The 15,114-nt window shown below is 62.2% G+C and carries 13 protein-coding genes; 7 read left to right on the plus strand and 6 right to left on the minus strand.

The annotated features are described in order from the left end of the window. Positions 1 to 20 precede the first annotated feature (20 nt). The 5 genes from J3P86_RS14410 (at position 21) to J3P86_RS14430 (ending at position 3,998) form a co-directional block, all read left to right on the plus strand. Complete coding sequence (locus tag J3P86_RS14410; protein ID WP_434630793.1) at positions 21 to 995, plus strand: YVTN family beta-propeller repeat protein; 975 nt, start codon at positions 21 to 23, stop codon at positions 993 to 995. Next, positions 992 to 1,723, plus strand: coding sequence for an ABC transporter ATP-binding protein (locus J3P86_RS14415; RefSeq protein WP_434630791.1), 732 nt, complete (start codon positions 992 to 994; stop codon positions 1,721 to 1,723). Before J3P86_RS14410 ends, J3P86_RS14415 begins: the two co-directional genes overlap by 4 nt. Then, on the plus strand, positions 1,720 to 2,511 hold the full coding sequence (locus J3P86_RS14420; RefSeq protein WP_434630788.1) for an ABC transporter permease: 792 nt from the start codon (positions 1,720 to 1,722) through the stop codon (positions 2,509 to 2,511). The genes J3P86_RS14415 and J3P86_RS14420 overlap by 4 nt, the downstream gene beginning before the upstream one ends. Before the next feature lie 234 nt (positions 2,512 to 2,745). Continuing rightward, entirely contained in the window at positions 2,746 to 3,279 is a 534-nt protein-coding gene (locus J3P86_RS14425; RefSeq protein ID WP_434600884.1) for a PQQ-dependent catabolism-associated CXXCW motif protein, read from the plus strand. Between the two features lie 53 nt (positions 3,280 to 3,332). Beyond that, on the plus strand, positions 3,333 to 3,998 hold the full coding sequence (locus tag J3P86_RS14430; RefSeq protein ID WP_305500841.1) for a response regulator transcription factor: 666 nt from the start codon (positions 3,333 to 3,335) through the stop codon (positions 3,996 to 3,998). A gap of 167 nt (positions 3,999 to 4,165) precedes the next feature. On the opposite strand, the gene nahK is transcribed toward J3P86_RS14430, so the two are convergent. The 5 genes from nahK to J3P86_RS14455 form a co-directional block, all read right to left on the minus strand. Beyond that, on the minus strand, positions 4,166 to 6,808 hold the full coding sequence (gene nahK, locus J3P86_RS14435; RefSeq protein WP_434698257.1) for a hybrid sensor histidine kinase/response regulator NahK/ErcS': 2,643 nt from the start codon (positions 6,806 to 6,808) through the stop codon (positions 4,166 to 4,168). Beyond that, positions 6,738 to 7,901: a nitric oxide-sensing protein NosP gene (gene nosP / locus J3P86_RS14440; protein ID WP_434698258.1), complete on the minus strand. Its 1,164-nt coding sequence runs from the start codon at positions 7,899 to 7,901 to the stop codon at positions 6,738 to 6,740. Before nosP ends, nahK begins: the two co-directional genes overlap by 71 nt. A 326-nt stretch (positions 7,902 to 8,227) precedes the next feature. Beyond that, positions 8,228 to 9,412 carry a porin gene (locus tag J3P86_RS14445; RefSeq protein WP_305500837.1) on the minus strand — a complete coding sequence of 395 codons (1,185 nt, stop codon included), beginning with the start codon at positions 9,410 to 9,412 and terminating at the stop codon, positions 8,228 to 8,230. Positions 9,413 to 9,782: 370 nt separating this feature from the next. Beyond that, the gene (locus tag J3P86_RS14450; RefSeq protein ID WP_434698259.1) at positions 9,783 to 11,057 is read right to left on the minus strand and encodes a glucarate dehydratase family protein; all 1,275 of its coding nucleotides are present in this window, start codon (positions 11,055 to 11,057) and stop codon (positions 9,783 to 9,785) included. Further along, complete coding sequence (locus J3P86_RS14455) at positions 11,054 to 12,361, minus strand: MFS transporter (protein WP_434697978.1); 1,308 nt, start codon at positions 12,359 to 12,361, stop codon at positions 11,054 to 11,056. Before J3P86_RS14455 ends, J3P86_RS14450 begins: the two co-directional genes overlap by 4 nt. A gap of 202 nt (positions 12,362 to 12,563) precedes the next feature. Between J3P86_RS14455 and J3P86_RS14460 the strand changes: the two genes are divergently transcribed. Together J3P86_RS14460 and J3P86_RS14465 are read left to right on the plus strand one after the other, a co-directional pair. Continuing rightward, the gene (locus J3P86_RS14460) at positions 12,564 to 13,460 is read left to right on the plus strand and encodes a LysR substrate-binding domain-containing protein (RefSeq protein WP_434630777.1); all 897 of its coding nucleotides are present in this window, start codon (positions 12,564 to 12,566) and stop codon (positions 13,458 to 13,460) included. A 110-nt stretch (positions 13,461 to 13,570) separates the two neighbouring features. Further along, positions 13,571 to 14,002, plus strand: a complete 432-nt coding sequence (locus J3P86_RS14465; protein WP_305500832.1) for a nuclear transport factor 2 family protein — start codon at positions 13,571 to 13,573, stop codon at positions 14,000 to 14,002. Between the two features lie 94 nt (positions 14,003 to 14,096). Here the strand turns inward: J3P86_RS14465 and J3P86_RS14470 are convergent, their stop codons facing one another. Then, entirely contained in the window at positions 14,097 to 15,020 is a 924-nt protein-coding gene (locus J3P86_RS14470; protein WP_434657651.1) for a LysR family transcriptional regulator, read from the minus strand. Between the last annotated feature and the right edge of the window lie 94 nt (positions 15,021 to 15,114).

Below are 15,114 nucleotides of genomic sequence, written 5' to 3' on the forward strand. Positions count from 1 at the left end.
ACAACAACAAGGAAAACGCCATGCGCCGCTCCCTGCTTTGCCAGATCCTCGCCTTCGGCGCTGCGTTGATCGCGGCGGGCCCTGCCGTCGCCGCCATCGCCTGGGTCTCCAACGAGAAAGACAACAGCCTGAGCCTGATCGATATGCACAGCCTGGAAGTCGTCGACACCCTGCCGGTGGGCCAGCGCCCTCGGGGTCTGCTGCTGTCCCATGACAATCGCCTGCTGTACATCTGCGCCAGCGATTCGGATCGCGTCCAGGTGATGGACGTTGCCACCCGCAAGATCATCAAGGAGTTGCCCTCCGGCAAGGACCCGGAACAGTTCGCTCTGCACCCCAACGATCGCTGGCTCTATGTCTCCAACGAAGACGATGCCCTGGTCACGGTGATCGACACCCAGACCTCCGAAGTACTCGGCCAGATCGCTGTGGGCGTCGAGCCCGAAGGCATGGCCGTCAGTCCCGATGGCAAGTGGGCGGTCAACACCAGCGAGACCACCAATATGCTGCACTGGATCGACACCAGCACCCAGACATTGGCCGACAACACCCTGGTGGACCAGCGGCCGCGCTTCGTCGAATTCAACCGCGACGGTACGCAGCTCTGGGCCTCGGCCGAGATCGGCGGCACCTTGAGCATTCTCGACGTCGCCACCCGCCAGGTACTCAAGACCCTGACCTTCCAGATCAAGGGCGTGCACCCGGACAAGGTCCAACCGGTGGGCATCAAGCTCAGCGCCGACGGCAAGCTGGCATTCGTCGCCCTGGGCCCGGCCAACCATGTCGCGGTGATCGACGCGCAAACCTTCGAAGTGCTGGATTACCTGCTGGTGGGTCGACGGGTCTGGCAGTTGGCATTCACCCCGGACCAGAAGCAACTGCTGGCAACCAATGGCGTCAGCGGCGATGTCTCGGTGATCGACGTGCAGAGCCGCAAGGTGCTCAAGTCGGTGAAGGTCGGACGTTATCCGTGGGGCGTGGTGGTCACGCCATGAACGCCTTGGAGGTCAGAGACCTGAGCTTTGCCTACGGCGCGCGCGAAGCCCTGCGCCAGATCAGTTTCAGCCTGCCCGCCGGACGCTTCGCCGCGCTGCTCGGGCCCAATGGTGCCGGCAAGTCGACGCTGATTGCCTTGCTGACGCGCCTGTACGACGTGCAACGCGGCGAGATCCGGGTCGGCGGCCACTCGTTGCAGGGCGCGCCACGCCAGGCCTTGCGCCAGTTGGGGGTGGTGTTCCAGCAAAGCACCCTGGACCTGGACCTGAGCGTCGAACAGAACCTGCGTTATCACCTCGCGCTGCACGGCTTTGCCCGGCGCCAGGCCGACGTCCGGATTGAGCTCGAACTGGCTCGCCAGCACCTGACCGAACGGCGTCACGAGCGGGTGCGCAACCTCAACGGCGGGCATCGGCGCCGGGTGGAAATTGCCCGCGCGCTGCTGCACGAGCCGCGCCTGTTATTGCTCGATGAGCCGAGTGTCGGCCTCGATCCGGCCAGCCGTCAGGCCCTTGGAGAGCATATCCGCCAACTGTGCCGCGAACAGGGCATCAGCGTGCTCTGGACCACGCACCTGCTGGACGAAGTGCAGCCCTTTGACGACTTGCTGATCGTGCATCAGGGGCGGCTGGTCGCCAGCGGTCGCGCCGAGGCGGTGAGCCTGGAACATGGCGGCAGCCTCGGCTCGGCCTTCGATCGATTGACCACCCCGGGAGTGGCCGCATGAATGCGTATTGGCAATGTTTCAGCGGCATCGTGATGCGCGAATGGCTGCGCTTCGTGTTGCAACGCACGCGGTTGCTCAGTGCCCTGGTACGGCCGTTGTTATGGCTGCTGGTGTTCGCCGCCGGCTTCCGGGCCGCCCTGGGCATTGCGATCATTGCGCCCTACGACACCTACATTCCTTATGAGGTGTACATCGTGCCGGGGCTGGCCTGCATGATCCTGCTGTTCAACGGCATGCAGGGCTCACTGTCGATGGTCTATGACCGGGAAATGGGCAGCATGCGCGTACTGCTCACCAGCCCCCTGCCCCGGGCCTTCCTGTTGGCGAGCAAGTTGCTCGCGACTTCGCTGATCTCGCTGATGCAGGTCTATGCCTTTCTCGCCATCGCCTGGTTGTATGGCGTCCAGCCTCCAGCCACGGGCTTGCTGCTGGCGCTTCCGGCGTTGCTGCTGGTGGCCTTGATGCTCAGTGCCCTCGGCTTGTTGCTGTCCAATGCGATCCGCCAGTTGGAGAACTTCGCCGGGGTGATGAACTTCGTCATCTTCCCGATGTTTTTCCTGTCTTCGGCGCTGTACCCGCTGTGGAAAATGCTCGAGGCCAGTCCGTGGTTGTACTGGCTGTGCGCGGTGAACCCGTTCACCCACGGCGTGGAGCTGGTGCGCTTCGCCCTGTATGGGCAATTCAACCTGCTGGCGATGGCCATGTGCGTGGGTCTGAGCCTGGTGTTTGCGTTGCTGGCGGTGTGGACGTTCAATCCGCAGCATGCGGCATTGCGCAAGGCGAGTTGAGCAGCCGATACGCACGACCCCTTGTGGGAGCGAGCTTGCTCGCGATAGCGACGGTTCATTCAATAACAGTATTGACTGATACACCGCTATCGCGAGCAAGCTCGCTCCCACAGGGTCTGGGTGGATACATCCGCTCGAAATTACTACTTTAGTACCGGTTTTCCTGTCTATGGTCGCATTCACAAGACCTCGACCGTGACATGTAATGGGCGCATAACAAGAAGGATAAAACCTATGCCCCGTTTGCTCGCGATCGTCTTGCTGGGCCTGTCGCTGAATGTCGCGCAGGCCGACACCTCGCTGTTTTCCCCGCAGGGCTTTCGCATCACTCAATACCGCAGCCCGACGCCCGCCTCCGCAGACAGCGCGCAAACCGTCGACACCGAAGCCTTGCAGCGCCTGCTAAAGCAAACGCCCGCGCCAGTGCTGATCGACGTCTACCGCCGGCCCTGGGTCCAGGGCCGGTTCATCGACACCGAACCCCATGCCAACCTGCCCGGCAGCTTGTGGCTGGCCAACACCGGCGACGGCGAACTGGACGCGACCTGGCAGGACTACTTCACGTTTTACCTGCGCAAAGCCACCGCCGGCCAGGCCGATCAACCGCTGGTCTTTTACTGCCGCTCCGATTGCTGGTTGAGCTGGAACGCGGTAAAACGCGCCGCCGCCTTGGGCTATAAACATCTGTATTGGTACCGCGACGGCCTGGATGCCTGGGAGGCGGCCAACCTGCCCCTGCAAGCGGCCCGCCCCGAACCCTTGCCCTGAATGGCCGAGAGCCGTGCAACTGCCCCAACACGACAATAACGAGGTGAATGGCCATGTATAAAATCCTGATAGCCGACGATCACCCACTGTTTCGCGAAGCCATCCACAACGTCATCAGCGACGGTTTCGCCGGGAGCGAGGTGATGGAAACCGCTGACCTGGACAGCGCCCTGGCGCTGACTCGCGAACACGATGACCTCGACCTGATCCTGCTCGACCTGAACATGCCCGGCATGCACGGCCTCAATGGCCTGATCAACTTGCGCAACGAGGCACCGACTATCCCGGTGGTGATCGTGTCCGCCGAGCAGGACAAGCAGATCGTCCTGCAGGCCATCACCTATGGCGCGGTGGGTTTTATCACCAAGTCGTCGCCGCGCGCGCAGATGACCGACGCCATCGAGCAGATCCTCAATGGCAACGTGTACCTGCCGCCAGACATCATCCGCACCCAGAAGAGCCCGACGGGCCGGCGCCTGAACGAGACCCCGGCGTTCCCGCCGGAACTGCTCCAGGCCTTGACCCGCAAGCAATTGCTGGTGCTCGAACGCATGACCAAAGGCGAGTCGAACAAGCAGATCGCCTACACGCTGGACATCGCCGAAACCACGGTCAAGGCCCACGTCTCGGCGATCCTGCGCAAGCTCAACGTGCATAACCGGGTGCAGGCGATTCTCAGTGCGGGGGATATCGATTTCGGGGCTTACCTGCGGCGCTAACTGCTATCCGCACTCCATGCCGAAAGGAGATCAACTGTGGCGAGGGGATTTATCCCCGCTGGGCTGCGAAGCGGCCCTAAAACCTGGCAACTCGGTACAGCAGGAAGAATCATGGGTCGCTTCGCGACCCAGCGGGGATAAATCCCCTCGCCACAACAGCGTTCGACTCACCGAACCTGGGTTTGGCCCAACAAATGACTCATCGCAATCTTCAGCTTCATCGGCCGCACCGGCTTGTGCATCAGCGTGTGCCCGCGCTCGCGGATCTGCTGCTTGAGTTCGTTGCTGTAGTTGGCCGTGATCATCATGGCCGGGATCGGTGAGGTGCGGCAGGCGTTGATCCGGGCCACCGCGTCCATGCCATTCTGATCGTGGTCCAGGTGATAGTCGGCAATCAGCAAATCCGCCTCGGCGCGGTAATTGTCCACCTGGCGTGCCAGGTCCTGTTCCGACAGTGCAGTCACCACGCGGCAGCCCCAACCTTCGAGCAAGGTGCGCATGCCGGCACAGATCGCCGCGTCGTTGTCCAGCACCCAGACCCGCGCGCCACGCAGGCGTTCGAGCATCGGCTCGCTCATATCCAGGCACGCCAGCGGCTTGGGTGCGGTAGCGCTGAGCGGCACCTCGATGGCGAACACCGAGCCCTGGCCCGGCCAGGAGCGGACCTTGATCGGATGCCCGAGAATCCCGGCGATCTTCTCGACGATCGCCAATCCCAGGCCGAGTCCGCGATCCTGGTCAGGGCGCTGGACGTCCCCACGCTTGAATTCCTGGAAGATTTCCTCCAGCCGATCCTGGGCAATGCCGATACCGGAATCCCAGACTTCGATCGAGACACGGTTACCGTGACGCCGGCAACCCAGGACCACCCGCCCGCTGGGGGTGTAGCGAATGGCGTTGCTCAACAGGTTGCGCAGGATCCGCGCCAGCAACTGAATGTCGCTGCGCACCAGCACCGAACAAGGCACGAAGCGCAACGCCAGGCCCTCGCTACGCGCAACCTGAAGGTATTCGGCGGCCAGGGTGTCGAGCAGCTCACTGAGGGCGAACGGCGCCACATCGGCCTTGATCACCCCGGCATCCAGCTTGGAAATATCGACCAGGGTGCCCAACAGGTTTTCCACGTCCTGCAGCGAATTGCTGACGTTGCGCACCAGTTGCGCGTTCGCCACCGGTTCGCGGCGTTCGAGCAAGGCGCTGGTGAACAGCCGCGCCGCGTTCAACGGTTGCAGCAGGTCATGGCTGACCGCGGCGAGAAATTTGGTTTTCGACAGGTTGGCCCGCTCGGCCTCGCGCTTGGCTTCGCGCAGGCGCAGCTCGACCCGGCTGCGTTCGTCGATCTCGCGTAGCAACTGGTCGTTGAGCGTGGTCAGCTCGGCCGTGCGCTCCTGCACGCGCTGCTCCAGATTCTGGTAGGCCTGATGCAGGGCCTCGGCGGTGCGGCGACGTTCGGTGATGTCGCGGATCAGCACGAAGATGCCCACCACCTCGCCGTTGGCCAGCCGATTGGGCACGTAGGAGCGCAGCATGTAGCGCTCCTGGTTGTTGATGTTGGTCTCGGCGAATTCGAAGGTCACGCTCTCCCCGGCCAACGCTCGGGCCACGTAGGCTTCCAGGCGCTGGTAATGCTGCTCGCTGTGGGCTTCGCGCAGGCTTTGGCCGAGCATCACGCCCCGCGGCCAGCAATACCACTGCTCATAGACCTTGTTGGTGAATTCGTAGACCAGGTCGGCGTTGAGGTAGGCGATCAGTGCCGGTACGTGATCTGTGATCAAGCGGATCCAGCGCTCGCTTTCGCTCAGTGCCTCGGCATGCTGGTAGCGCTCGGTAATGTCAGTGAAGGTATTGACGTAGCCGCCGGTCGGCAGCGGATGAGTTCGGATCTCCAGGACCCGGCCATCGGACAGGCGCTGTTCGCACTCCTGGATCAACCGCCCATTGCCGTCGCGACTGGCCGGCGTAAGCAGTTGCAGCTCACTGTCGGCGATCACCTCGATGAATGGCCGATGAGCCGCCACCGGCGCCAGGCCGCTGAGTTCCAGGAAGCGCCGGTTCCACAATTCCAATATGCCCTGGGCATTGACCATCGCTACGCCCTGGGACAGGTTGTCCACCGCGCGCTGCAGCAAGTGGGATTTCTGCGCGATGGCTTGCTCACGGCGTACGGTTTCGCTGAGTTTGACGTCAGTGATATCGGTAAACAGGAAGACCCGCCCGCCTTCCTGGGTCGGCCGTTCACTGACCTGCAGCCAGCGGCCGTTCTGTAATCGGTACAACACCGGCTCATCGGGCTGGCCGCGGGTTTCTTCGCTGAACAGGCCATTGGCGGTCATCAGGCGCTTGACCTCGCCAAGGCGCATCCCCGCGATGATCCGCACCCGGCTGTGAGCCCAGAACGCCTTGAAACGGCTGTTGAAGAGGACGATGCGTTGCTGTTCGTCGAACAGCACGAACGCATCGGAAATGCTCTCGATCGCATCGATCAGATGGCGATGGGCGGTTTCCGCCCGCAGCCGGGCTTCGCCCAGAAGATGGTTGCCGGCCTTGAGCTCGGCCATCGCCTGGTTCAAGGCGTCGGTGCGCTCGCGGACCTGTTCGGCCAGCACCACCGAATGCTGGAACGCTGCGTACGGGTCGCTGCCACGGGTCACGCCGGATTCGACCCGCTCGATCAGCGCCGCGTTTATGCGCCGCAGCTTGTGGTTGTCGTGTTGCAGGGCGGCGATCTGTGCCTGCAGTTCAGCGATGACCGGGGACGCGATGACGGGCAATGGCAACTCCGGTGAAGGTCTGGTTGATGTGCATGCCATTGAACTGTTCTCCATAGGTGTTGAACCCCATCACCCGTTGTTCGCGCAGGAACTGGCCGATCTGCTCCAGGCCAGCGCTGTCTTCCAGCTCAAGGCGCCTGAGGAAGCAGTCGCAGCCGATGGTCAACAACAGGTCACCCAGGCGCTCCTGCAAGCCGTCAAACAGCGCTTGCAGGTTATGCAGCAGAGGCCCCGGGCGCATGGCCGTGAGCACGATGCCGTTCTCTACGGCGCAATAAAAAGTCAGGCTCAGGTCCGAGTGGACCTGCTGGATCGCCCGCACGTAGTACTGATCGTTGATGCGCACGGCCAGTGGGTGGGCGGCAAATATCCGGTAATCCAGCGCGCTGACCGGCACACCGATATGCCGGGCGTATTCTTCGGCGGCGGGTTCGGCATTGAGTTCGTAGACCCGTCGCGAGGCGCTGTCGGCGCCGGTCACCACCAGCTTCTCCTGGCGAGGCAGGATGTGATGGGTGGTGAACACCTCGAACTCCAGCCAGGTATTGATCAGCACCACCACGGCGGCGCCGCTGTGGAACTGGCCTTCAAAGTAGACGTGGGTGTGGGTCAGGTAATTGTCATCGCCGGCCGAGCCACCGAAATGCGGGATGTCGCCCAAGGCTGCGCTCAACGCGGCCAGTACCATTTCCTCGCGACTGGACAGGCCGTCGAGCAAGGTCAAGGCAAAACTGTGGCCCTTGATCGGCGCCAGGACGTTGCTGCGACAGCCACCGGCCAGTCGCTCGACCATCTGCTGGGCGTCGATCAGGCTGAAGTGCTCCATCTCGCCGATCAGCTCGGCGGCAATGGAAAAATGCCGATGATCGAACCCCACCGCCGTCACGCAGTTGCGACCGTAGCCCTGCGGGGTGATTTCCCCGGCGCTGGTGCAACCGACCAGGCGAATCCCGCCGAAACTGCGTGACAGCGCCTGGCCCAGGGCCGGCAAGTTGTATTCGGCGGAACAGAAAAACAGCACGAAACCCAGGTACGGATGCAACAGCTGTCGCGCCAATTCCTGGGCCACTTGCTCGACGTCCGTTGCCTGGGACATGGCGCTGACCACACCTTCGCTCTGGGCCTGCTGCATCTGCGCCTCCGACGGTGCGTGATAGAGCCCTGAGTGTACGAACCCGCGCCCGGTGGACGAATGCTACTTGGGTAGCGGGTGGACACTTCCATGGGAGGAGAACCGTGGCGGCCCCGACCGCGATGCGCACGGCAGGGGCTGCCACGAAAAACATGCTCACCGAACCGCGTTGCTTATCGTGGCGAGGGGATTTATCCCCGTTGGGGCGCGAAGCGGCCCTAATCCCTTAATACCCGGTTCCATAGAAAGATCCAGGGGGCTGCTGCGCAGCCCAGCGGGGATAAATCCCCTCGCCACAGGGGTTGATTGTGAGAAGCTTATTCGGGTTACCAGGTCAGCACGGCCCCCACCGCGAAGGTGTCGGTGTCTTCGTTCTGTGCGCTGGTGTCGTGGCCGTTGATTTCGAACTGGTTGTATTCGGCGACGAGCTTGAGGTTGTCGTTGATGTCATGAAACAGCGCGACACCGCGAGTCTCGTAGTCGGCGCCACTGCCGACCACTCCGTTGCCGTCGTCCTCGGTCTTGCCGTAGGACAGCGCCAGGCGATTCTTGCCGAGCTTGTAGGAACCCTGCAGCAGATATCCCTTGCTATCGACGTTGCGCAGCGTGGCCTCGCCGGCGTTATTGGTGAAAAACGGGTTGATGCCCTTGGCCTGGAACCCGGAGCCGGTGAGCGAGAGCCCGCCCATCTTCGCTTGCACGCCATAACCCAGGCCTTTGGAGGTGACCGATTCGACATTGGTATCGGTGTTATCCGAGGTCTGGTAGCTGCCGTTCAGCCAGCTGTAGATTTTCGCCCCGCCGAGATCGAACTGATAGGTGACCTCGCTCTCGGTACGCGGGTTTTCCTGGTAGGCCTTGCCGGTGGCGCTGCTGTCGTTGGTGTCCACCGGGTCCATGATGCCCACCGCCACACGCAACCCGTCCATCACCGGAGTGCGATAGGTGATCTGCGAAGTCGGGAACGGGTATGGGTAGCCGCTGCCGATATTGCCGAACGACACCCCGCCGCCATCCACCAGGCCGAGGGTGTCGCTGACCTGGCCGTAACCGGCCAGCAACTCATCAAGCAAGATGTTGGAGCGGGCGAACAGGCCGAAGTCCTTGCCGATCAGCACCTCGCCCCACTCCGGATTGGCGACGGTGCCGTAGAACTGCCGCACGTCGATGGCGGTGTCGGTGCCGTTGGTTTCGCTGTCATTGATGGTCACCCAGAACGAGGCGCGGGCGCCGAGTTTGAGGTCATCGACCTGCTTGCCCATGTTGAATCCCAGGTAGTTGGGCAAAAAGCCCATCTTGACCCGCGACTGGCGCCGGTCGAACTGCTCCCCCGCCCGGTCCACGTCGCTGTTGACGTAGAAGGCGTTGATGTAGCCATCGGTGGAGAAAGTGGTCTGGTCCTTGTCGTACAGCATGATTTCGGCTTGCGCCCAAGGCGTCAGGCCCAGGCTCGACAGGCCGGCGATGACCGCAGGCAAAAAACGCAGGCAGGTATTCTTATTGTTGTGCATGGCGCGCTCCGCAACAGGGGACGGGATGTCGGAGGCGATTATCGAAAGGCACCCGGGCGCGTCATACGCTGCCTTGGAGGGGATTACCGGCTGCTTTGGCAGCGCCGGCCCGGCGCGGCAGTTTGGGTGTAAGACGGCGAGGCTGGCGGGCGCGGTACTTTGGGTGGGGGCCAGCGGTATTGCCCGAGAAGGCAACAGCAGGCCCTGTGGGAGCGAGCTTGCTCGCGATGGCGCCGGATCATCAACATAGATGTCGATTGATACACCGCTATCGCGAGCAAGCTCGCTCCCACAGGTTTCTCACCATGTTGCTCTTGTGGCGAAGGAGCTTGCTCCCGCTGGCCTGCGCAGCAGGCCCCCTTGGGAAGTATTAGAACCGCGGTTTGACCGTGGTCCAGTCCGGCCGGTAGCGCCGCATCTGCCGCACATCGTCGCGCTGGCGAATGCCGCAACTGAGGAACTGCTCATGCAGCTTGCCCAGTTGATCGCGGTCCAGCTCCAGGCCAAGGCCCGGCGCCCGGGTGATCTTCACGCAACCGTCGACAAATGCCAGCTTGCCGCCCTTGATCACTTCTTCATCCGGTTCCTGCCAGGGGTAATGGGTATCGCAGGCGTAGTCCAGGTTCGGCACCGAAGCCGCCACGTGGGCCATGGCCATGAGGCTGATGCCCAGGTGCGAGTTGGAGTGCATCGACACGCCCAGACCAAAGGTCTCGCACATCTTCGCGAGCATCTGGGTATCGCGCAGCCCGCCCCAGTAATGGTGGTCAGCCAGGACAATCTGCACGCTGTCCTGCGCCACGCTGCGGCGGAATTCGTCGAAGTCGGTGACCACCATATTCGTCGCCAGCGGCAATCCCGTGCGCTTGTGCAGCGCGGCCATCCCTTCGAGCCCGGGCGTGGGGTCTTCGTAATATTGCAGGTCATCACCGAGCAGCTCGGCCATGCGGATAGAGGTCTCCAGCGACCAGTTGCCATTGGGATCGATGCGCAGCGGCAAGCCAGGAAAAGCCTGTTTCAAGGCCTTGATGCAGGCCACTTCATGCTCCGGCTCCAATGCCCCGGCCTTGAGCTTGATGCTCTTGAAACCGTACTCGTCGATCATCCGTCGGGCCTGGGCGACGATCTGCTGCTCATTCAGCGCTTCGCCCCAACTGTCCGCGGGATACGGTGAATCGATATGCTCGGCGTATTTGAAAAACAGGTAGGCGCTGAACGGCACTTCGTCGCGGATCGCACCGCCCAGCAAATCCACCAGCGGCACATTCAGGTAATGCGCCTGCAAGTCCAGGCAAGCGACTTCGAAAGCGGAATAGGCATTGCTCACCGCCTTGCTCGCATGGGAGCCCGGCGCCAGTTCCGCCCCGGCGACGCTCGCCGGTTTGTGGGCAGCCACGGTGGCCTGGACGATAGCGCGCAACTGGTTGAGACTGAACGGATCGAGGCCAATCAACTGGCTCTGTACCTGCTGCTGGATCGCCAGGGCCGGCGCATCGCCGTAACTCTCGCCGAGGCCGATGTAACCGTTGTCGCTTTCGATCTCGATGATCGAGCGCAGCGCGAACGGCTCATGAATGCCGCTGGCGTTGAGCAAAGGTGGATCGCGAAAAGCGATGGGGGTCACGGTAACGCGTTTGATCTTCATGCAGCGGCTCCCGATGGGCCAGGTTTCAGGGCTTGAGATTTGTTCAGCAGGTCAGCTTCGACCGAGTGTTCAGGCTGGCCGGACAGCGCGTCAGGTTTGCCGCGCCCCGGTTGGGTCCGGGCGAAAAAGATCACCACGGCGGCAACCAGCGAGGTGATCGCCAACCCATACAGGCCGCCTTCGATGGAACCGGTGGTCTGCTCCAGGAATCCGAAGGCCGTCGGGGCGACGAAGCCGCCGAGGTTGCCGATGGAATTGATCAAGGCAATCACGGCCGCCGCGATGCGGGCGTCGAGATAGCCTTGGGGGATCGGCCAGAACAGCGCCGAGGCGGCCTTGAAGCCGATGGCCGCGAAACAGATGGCGACGAAGGCGAAGATCGGCCCGCCGGTGGTGGACATGAACATGCCGAACGCGGCGATCACCAGCGTCACCGCGACCCAGGCCTGCTGGAACTTCCACTTGCCGGCCAGGGCAGCGAAGCCGTACATCGCGACGATGGAGATGATCCACGGAATCGAGTTGAGCAAGCCGACCTGGAAATCCCCCAGGTTGCCCATTTTCTTGATCATGCTCGGCAGCCAGAACGTGGCGCCATAAATGGTCAGGGCGATGGAAAAATAGATGAAGCAGAACAGCGCGATCTGCCGGTCGGCGAGCAATTTGAACATTGAAGGCTTGATGACCTGGGCGGCTTCCCGCGCCCGCTGCTCTTCGGCGATGGCGGCGATCAACACGGTTTTTTCTTCAGCGGTCAGCCATTTGGCCTGGCTGGGGTGCGATTGCAGCCAGAACCAGACAAACCCGCACAGCACGATGGACGCGCCCCCTTCGATCAGGAACATCCATTGCCAGCCATGCAGGCCCAGCCCGCTGATGTGCAGCAAGGCGCCGGATACCGGGCCGGAAATCACCGAGGCGATCGCCGAACCGCTGAGGAAGATCGCCATCGCCTTGCCGCGCTCGTTGGACGGCAACCATTGGGTGAAGTAATAGATGATGCCGGGGAAGAAGCCCGCCTCCGCCGCGCCCAGAATGAAGCGCAACACATAAAAACTGGTTTCGCCACGCACGAACGCCATGGCCATGGCCGCCGCGCCCCAGGTGAACATGATGCGCGTCAGCCAGGCCCGGGCGCCGTAGCGCTGCAAGAGCATGTTGGACGGCACCTCGAACAGCGCGTAGCCGATGAAGAACAGCCCGGCACCGAGGCCATAGGCTGCTGCGCCAATGCCCAGGTCGGTTTCCAGATGGCTGCGGACGAAGCCGATGTTGACGCGGTCGATGTAGTTGACGATGAACATCACCACCACCAACGGCAGGACGTGACGTTTGACCTTGGCCGCGGCGGTGGCCAGGGTCGAGTCCGATACGTGATTCAAGGGTGCCTCCCAATCTTGTTTTTGTGGGGCTTTGTGCTTTTGCGAGGAGCGGATTGATGATGGACGCGAGGGATTGTTCCCGTCTAATCTAACTTGGCACTTGATTGATACCAGGATTGAATCAATGTTTGAACTGGCCCAACTGCGCTGCTTCACCACAGTGGCAACCGAACTGAATTTCCGCAGGGCCGCCGAACGCCTGAACATGACCCAGCCGCCCCTGAGTCGACAGATCCAGTTGCTGGAGCATCACCTCGGCGTCGAGCTGTTTACCCGCAGCACCCGCAGCGTCGCCCTCACCGCAGCCGGCCGGGCATTTTTCATCGAAGCGCAGAACCTGCTGCAACAGGCGCAACAAGCCGCCGAGGCCGCCAAGCGTTTTGCCCAGGGCGACATCGGCTCGGTCACCATCAGCTTCGTCGGCAGCGCGGTGTATGAATTCCTGCCCAAAGTCATTGCCGAGGCGCGGCTCAAACAGCCACAGGTCAAGATCGTCCTCGCGGAGATGAACACCTACCAGCAGCACGAAGCCTTGCGCGCCCGGCGCATCGACCTCGGCATCGTTCGTTCGCCGTTGCTGGAAACCGGCTACGCGACCGAATGCCTGGTACGCGAGCCGTTCGTCCTGGCCGTGCCGGCCGGCCATCCGCTGGCCAGCGCCGAGTCTGTCAGCGTGCAGGATCTGGACGGGCAACCGTTCCTCATGTACTCCCACTCCGCCTACCCGCCCTTCAACGAACTGCTCACCGGCATGCTGCGCTCGGCCCGCGTCGCCCCGCAGTTCGTGCAATGGCTCGGTTCATCGCTGACCATCCTGGCACTGGTCAACGCCGGCATGGGCGTGGCGCTGGTGCCCCGGTGCGCGACCAGCGTGGTGTTCAAGCAAGTGGTGTTTCGCGAGATCGACCTGGGCGAAGGCGTGCAAAGCGAACTGCATCTGGTGTGGCGGGAGGATAACGACAATCCGGCGTTCACGATGCTGTTGGAGGGGATTCGCGGGGCGGTTCGGGAGGGGTTGTAAGAACATTTACGGGACCACGTGGCTATTCCAGTCTTTCCTGACAAGTTGTACGATGACCGACGAGAGCTCACGCCTCGTTCCTGCATACCTACAACAACAAGGAAATTCTCATGAAAAAAGCGCTATCGGTCATCGGTTTCCTGTGCCTGTTCAGCGGCTACGCCGCAGCCGCCCCCGCCTCGGCTGAAAAAGAGGTTGCCGAAGCGGTCGACCACCTGACCCAGGCCATGCTGCACAAGGACATTCCCCAGCTTCAGGCGCTCGCCGCCGAGAACCTGACTTACGGCCATTCCAGCGGCAACATCCAGGACAAGAAAGCCTTCATCGCCGACATCGAAACCGGCAAAAGCGCGTTCAAGACCCTGGAGATGAAGAATCAGAAAATCACCCTGTCAGGCGATGTGGCCCTGGTGCGCAATCATTTTTCCGCGCAAGCACTCAAGGGCACCGAAGTGATCCCGACGGAAATCGAGAACTTCCAGATCTGGCAGAAGCAGAATGGGAAGTGGCTGCTGATCGGGCGTCAGGCGTTTCGGTTCTGATCGCGAGTAGCGTTATTTGAAATATTGGTGATCCATCGTGGCGAGGGAGCCTGCTCCCTCGCCACGGGGAATCCGGCCAGGCCGGGCGCCTGCTTCAGCCCTCGGCCCATTGCTGCCGATACCCCAACAGAAAATCCACAAACGCCCGCACTCGCTGCGGCACGTAACGGCCGTGGGGGTACAGCAAGGTGAACGGGCGCGAGCGTCCCGCGAACGGCGCCAGCACCTCCACCAGTTGCCCGTTCGCCAATTCCTTTTCCACGATGAATCTGTAGGTCTGGAACAATCCCGCGCCATGCCTGGCCAGCGTTACGCCGCCCAGCACATCATCGGAACAGCAATACCCGCCCTGCCCGAACACCTCCTTCTCCTTGCCCTCGACATTGAACAGCCAGGAGATACGCCGTCCGCTGCTGGGCAGTTCGAACTGGATGCATTCGTGTAAGTCGAGGTCTTCCAGGGTGAGCGGCGTGCCGGCCCGTTGCAGGTACTCCGGGGACGCAACCACCACCAACCCGGCGTCCTCCAGCAACCGGGCGATCATCGAAGAATCCGGCTGGGCGCGTACCCGTATCGCCAGGTCATAACCTTCGGCAACGAAGTCAATGTTGCGGTTGCTCAGGTGGACATCCACGCTGACCTGCGGGTACAACGCGCGAAATGCCGGCAGCAGCGGCAGGATGCGATGATGACCGTAAGTCGTGGGCACGCTGATGCGCAGTTGCCCGGACGGCACCGTTTGCGCGCCCATCACTTCCTGTTGCGCCTCGACCAGTTGCGTCAACGCCTGGCGACATTGCTCAAAAAAGGTCCGGCCGGCATCGGTCAGCCGGATGCTTCGAGTGGTACGCACGAACAGCCGCGAACCCAGGCGCTCCTCCAGGCGAAAGATTGACCGGCTCACCGCCGCCGGAGTCACCCCGGCCACCTGGGCGGCCGCCGTGAAGCTGCCCGCCTCGGCCGCCAGGCAGAACAATTCGATGCTGCCCAATTGCAAATCTTCGAAATGCCGCTTCATGATTCATTACACCGCGTATCAACAGAAGATTCCCGATGCCTGTTTATCAGCCCGTGACGTATAAATACAGTGGTCATCGATTGCGCGGCATCTG

Origin of the sequence: Pseudomonas sp. D1-1, from assembly GCF_051132225.1 — a bacterium.
Classification (GTDB): domain Bacteria; phylum Pseudomonadota; class Gammaproteobacteria; order Pseudomonadales; family Pseudomonadaceae; genus Aquipseudomonas.

What these genes read in the sequence shown, in the direction of transcription:
- J3P86_RS14450 (WP_434698259.1), bottom strand. Translation starts at nt 11,057, where the DNA reads ATGAAGATCAAACGCGTTACCGTGACCCCCATCGCTTTTCGCGATCCA.
- nahK (WP_434698257.1), bottom strand. Translation starts at nt 6,808, where the DNA reads ATGGCATGCACATCAACCAGACCTTCACCGGAGTTGCCATTGCCCGTC.
- J3P86_RS14470 (WP_434657651.1), bottom strand. Translation starts at nt 15,020, where the DNA reads ATGAAGCGGCATTTCGAAGATTTGCAATTGGGCAGCATCGAATTGTTC.
- J3P86_RS14425 (WP_434600884.1), top strand. Translation starts at nt 2,746, where the DNA reads ATGCCCCGTTTGCTCGCGATCGTCTTGCTGGGCCTGTCGCTGAATGTC.
- J3P86_RS14455 (WP_434697978.1), bottom strand. Translation starts at nt 12,361, where the DNA reads ATGTTCATCGTCAACTACATCGACCGCGTCAACATCGGCTTCGTCCGC.
- J3P86_RS14415 (WP_434630791.1), top strand. Translation starts at nt 992, where the DNA reads ATGAACGCCTTGGAGGTCAGAGACCTGAGCTTTGCCTACGGCGCGCGC.
- J3P86_RS14460 (WP_434630777.1), top strand. Translation starts at nt 12,564, where the DNA reads ATGTTTGAACTGGCCCAACTGCGCTGCTTCACCACAGTGGCAACCGAA.
- J3P86_RS14420 (WP_434630788.1), top strand. Translation starts at nt 1,720, where the DNA reads ATGAATGCGTATTGGCAATGTTTCAGCGGCATCGTGATGCGCGAATGG.
- J3P86_RS14430 (WP_305500841.1), top strand. Translation starts at nt 3,333, where the DNA reads ATGTATAAAATCCTGATAGCCGACGATCACCCACTGTTTCGCGAAGCC.
- J3P86_RS14445 (WP_305500837.1), bottom strand. Translation starts at nt 9,412, where the DNA reads ATGCACAACAATAAGAATACCTGCCTGCGTTTTTTGCCTGCGGTCATC.
- J3P86_RS14465 (WP_305500832.1), top strand. Translation starts at nt 13,571, where the DNA reads ATGAAAAAAGCGCTATCGGTCATCGGTTTCCTGTGCCTGTTCAGCGGC.
- J3P86_RS14410 (WP_434630793.1), top strand. Translation starts at nt 21, where the DNA reads ATGCGCCGCTCCCTGCTTTGCCAGATCCTCGCCTTCGGCGCTGCGTTG.
- nosP (WP_434698258.1), bottom strand. Translation starts at nt 7,901, where the DNA reads ATGCAGCAGGCCCAGAGCGAAGGTGTGGTCAGCGCCATGTCCCAGGCA.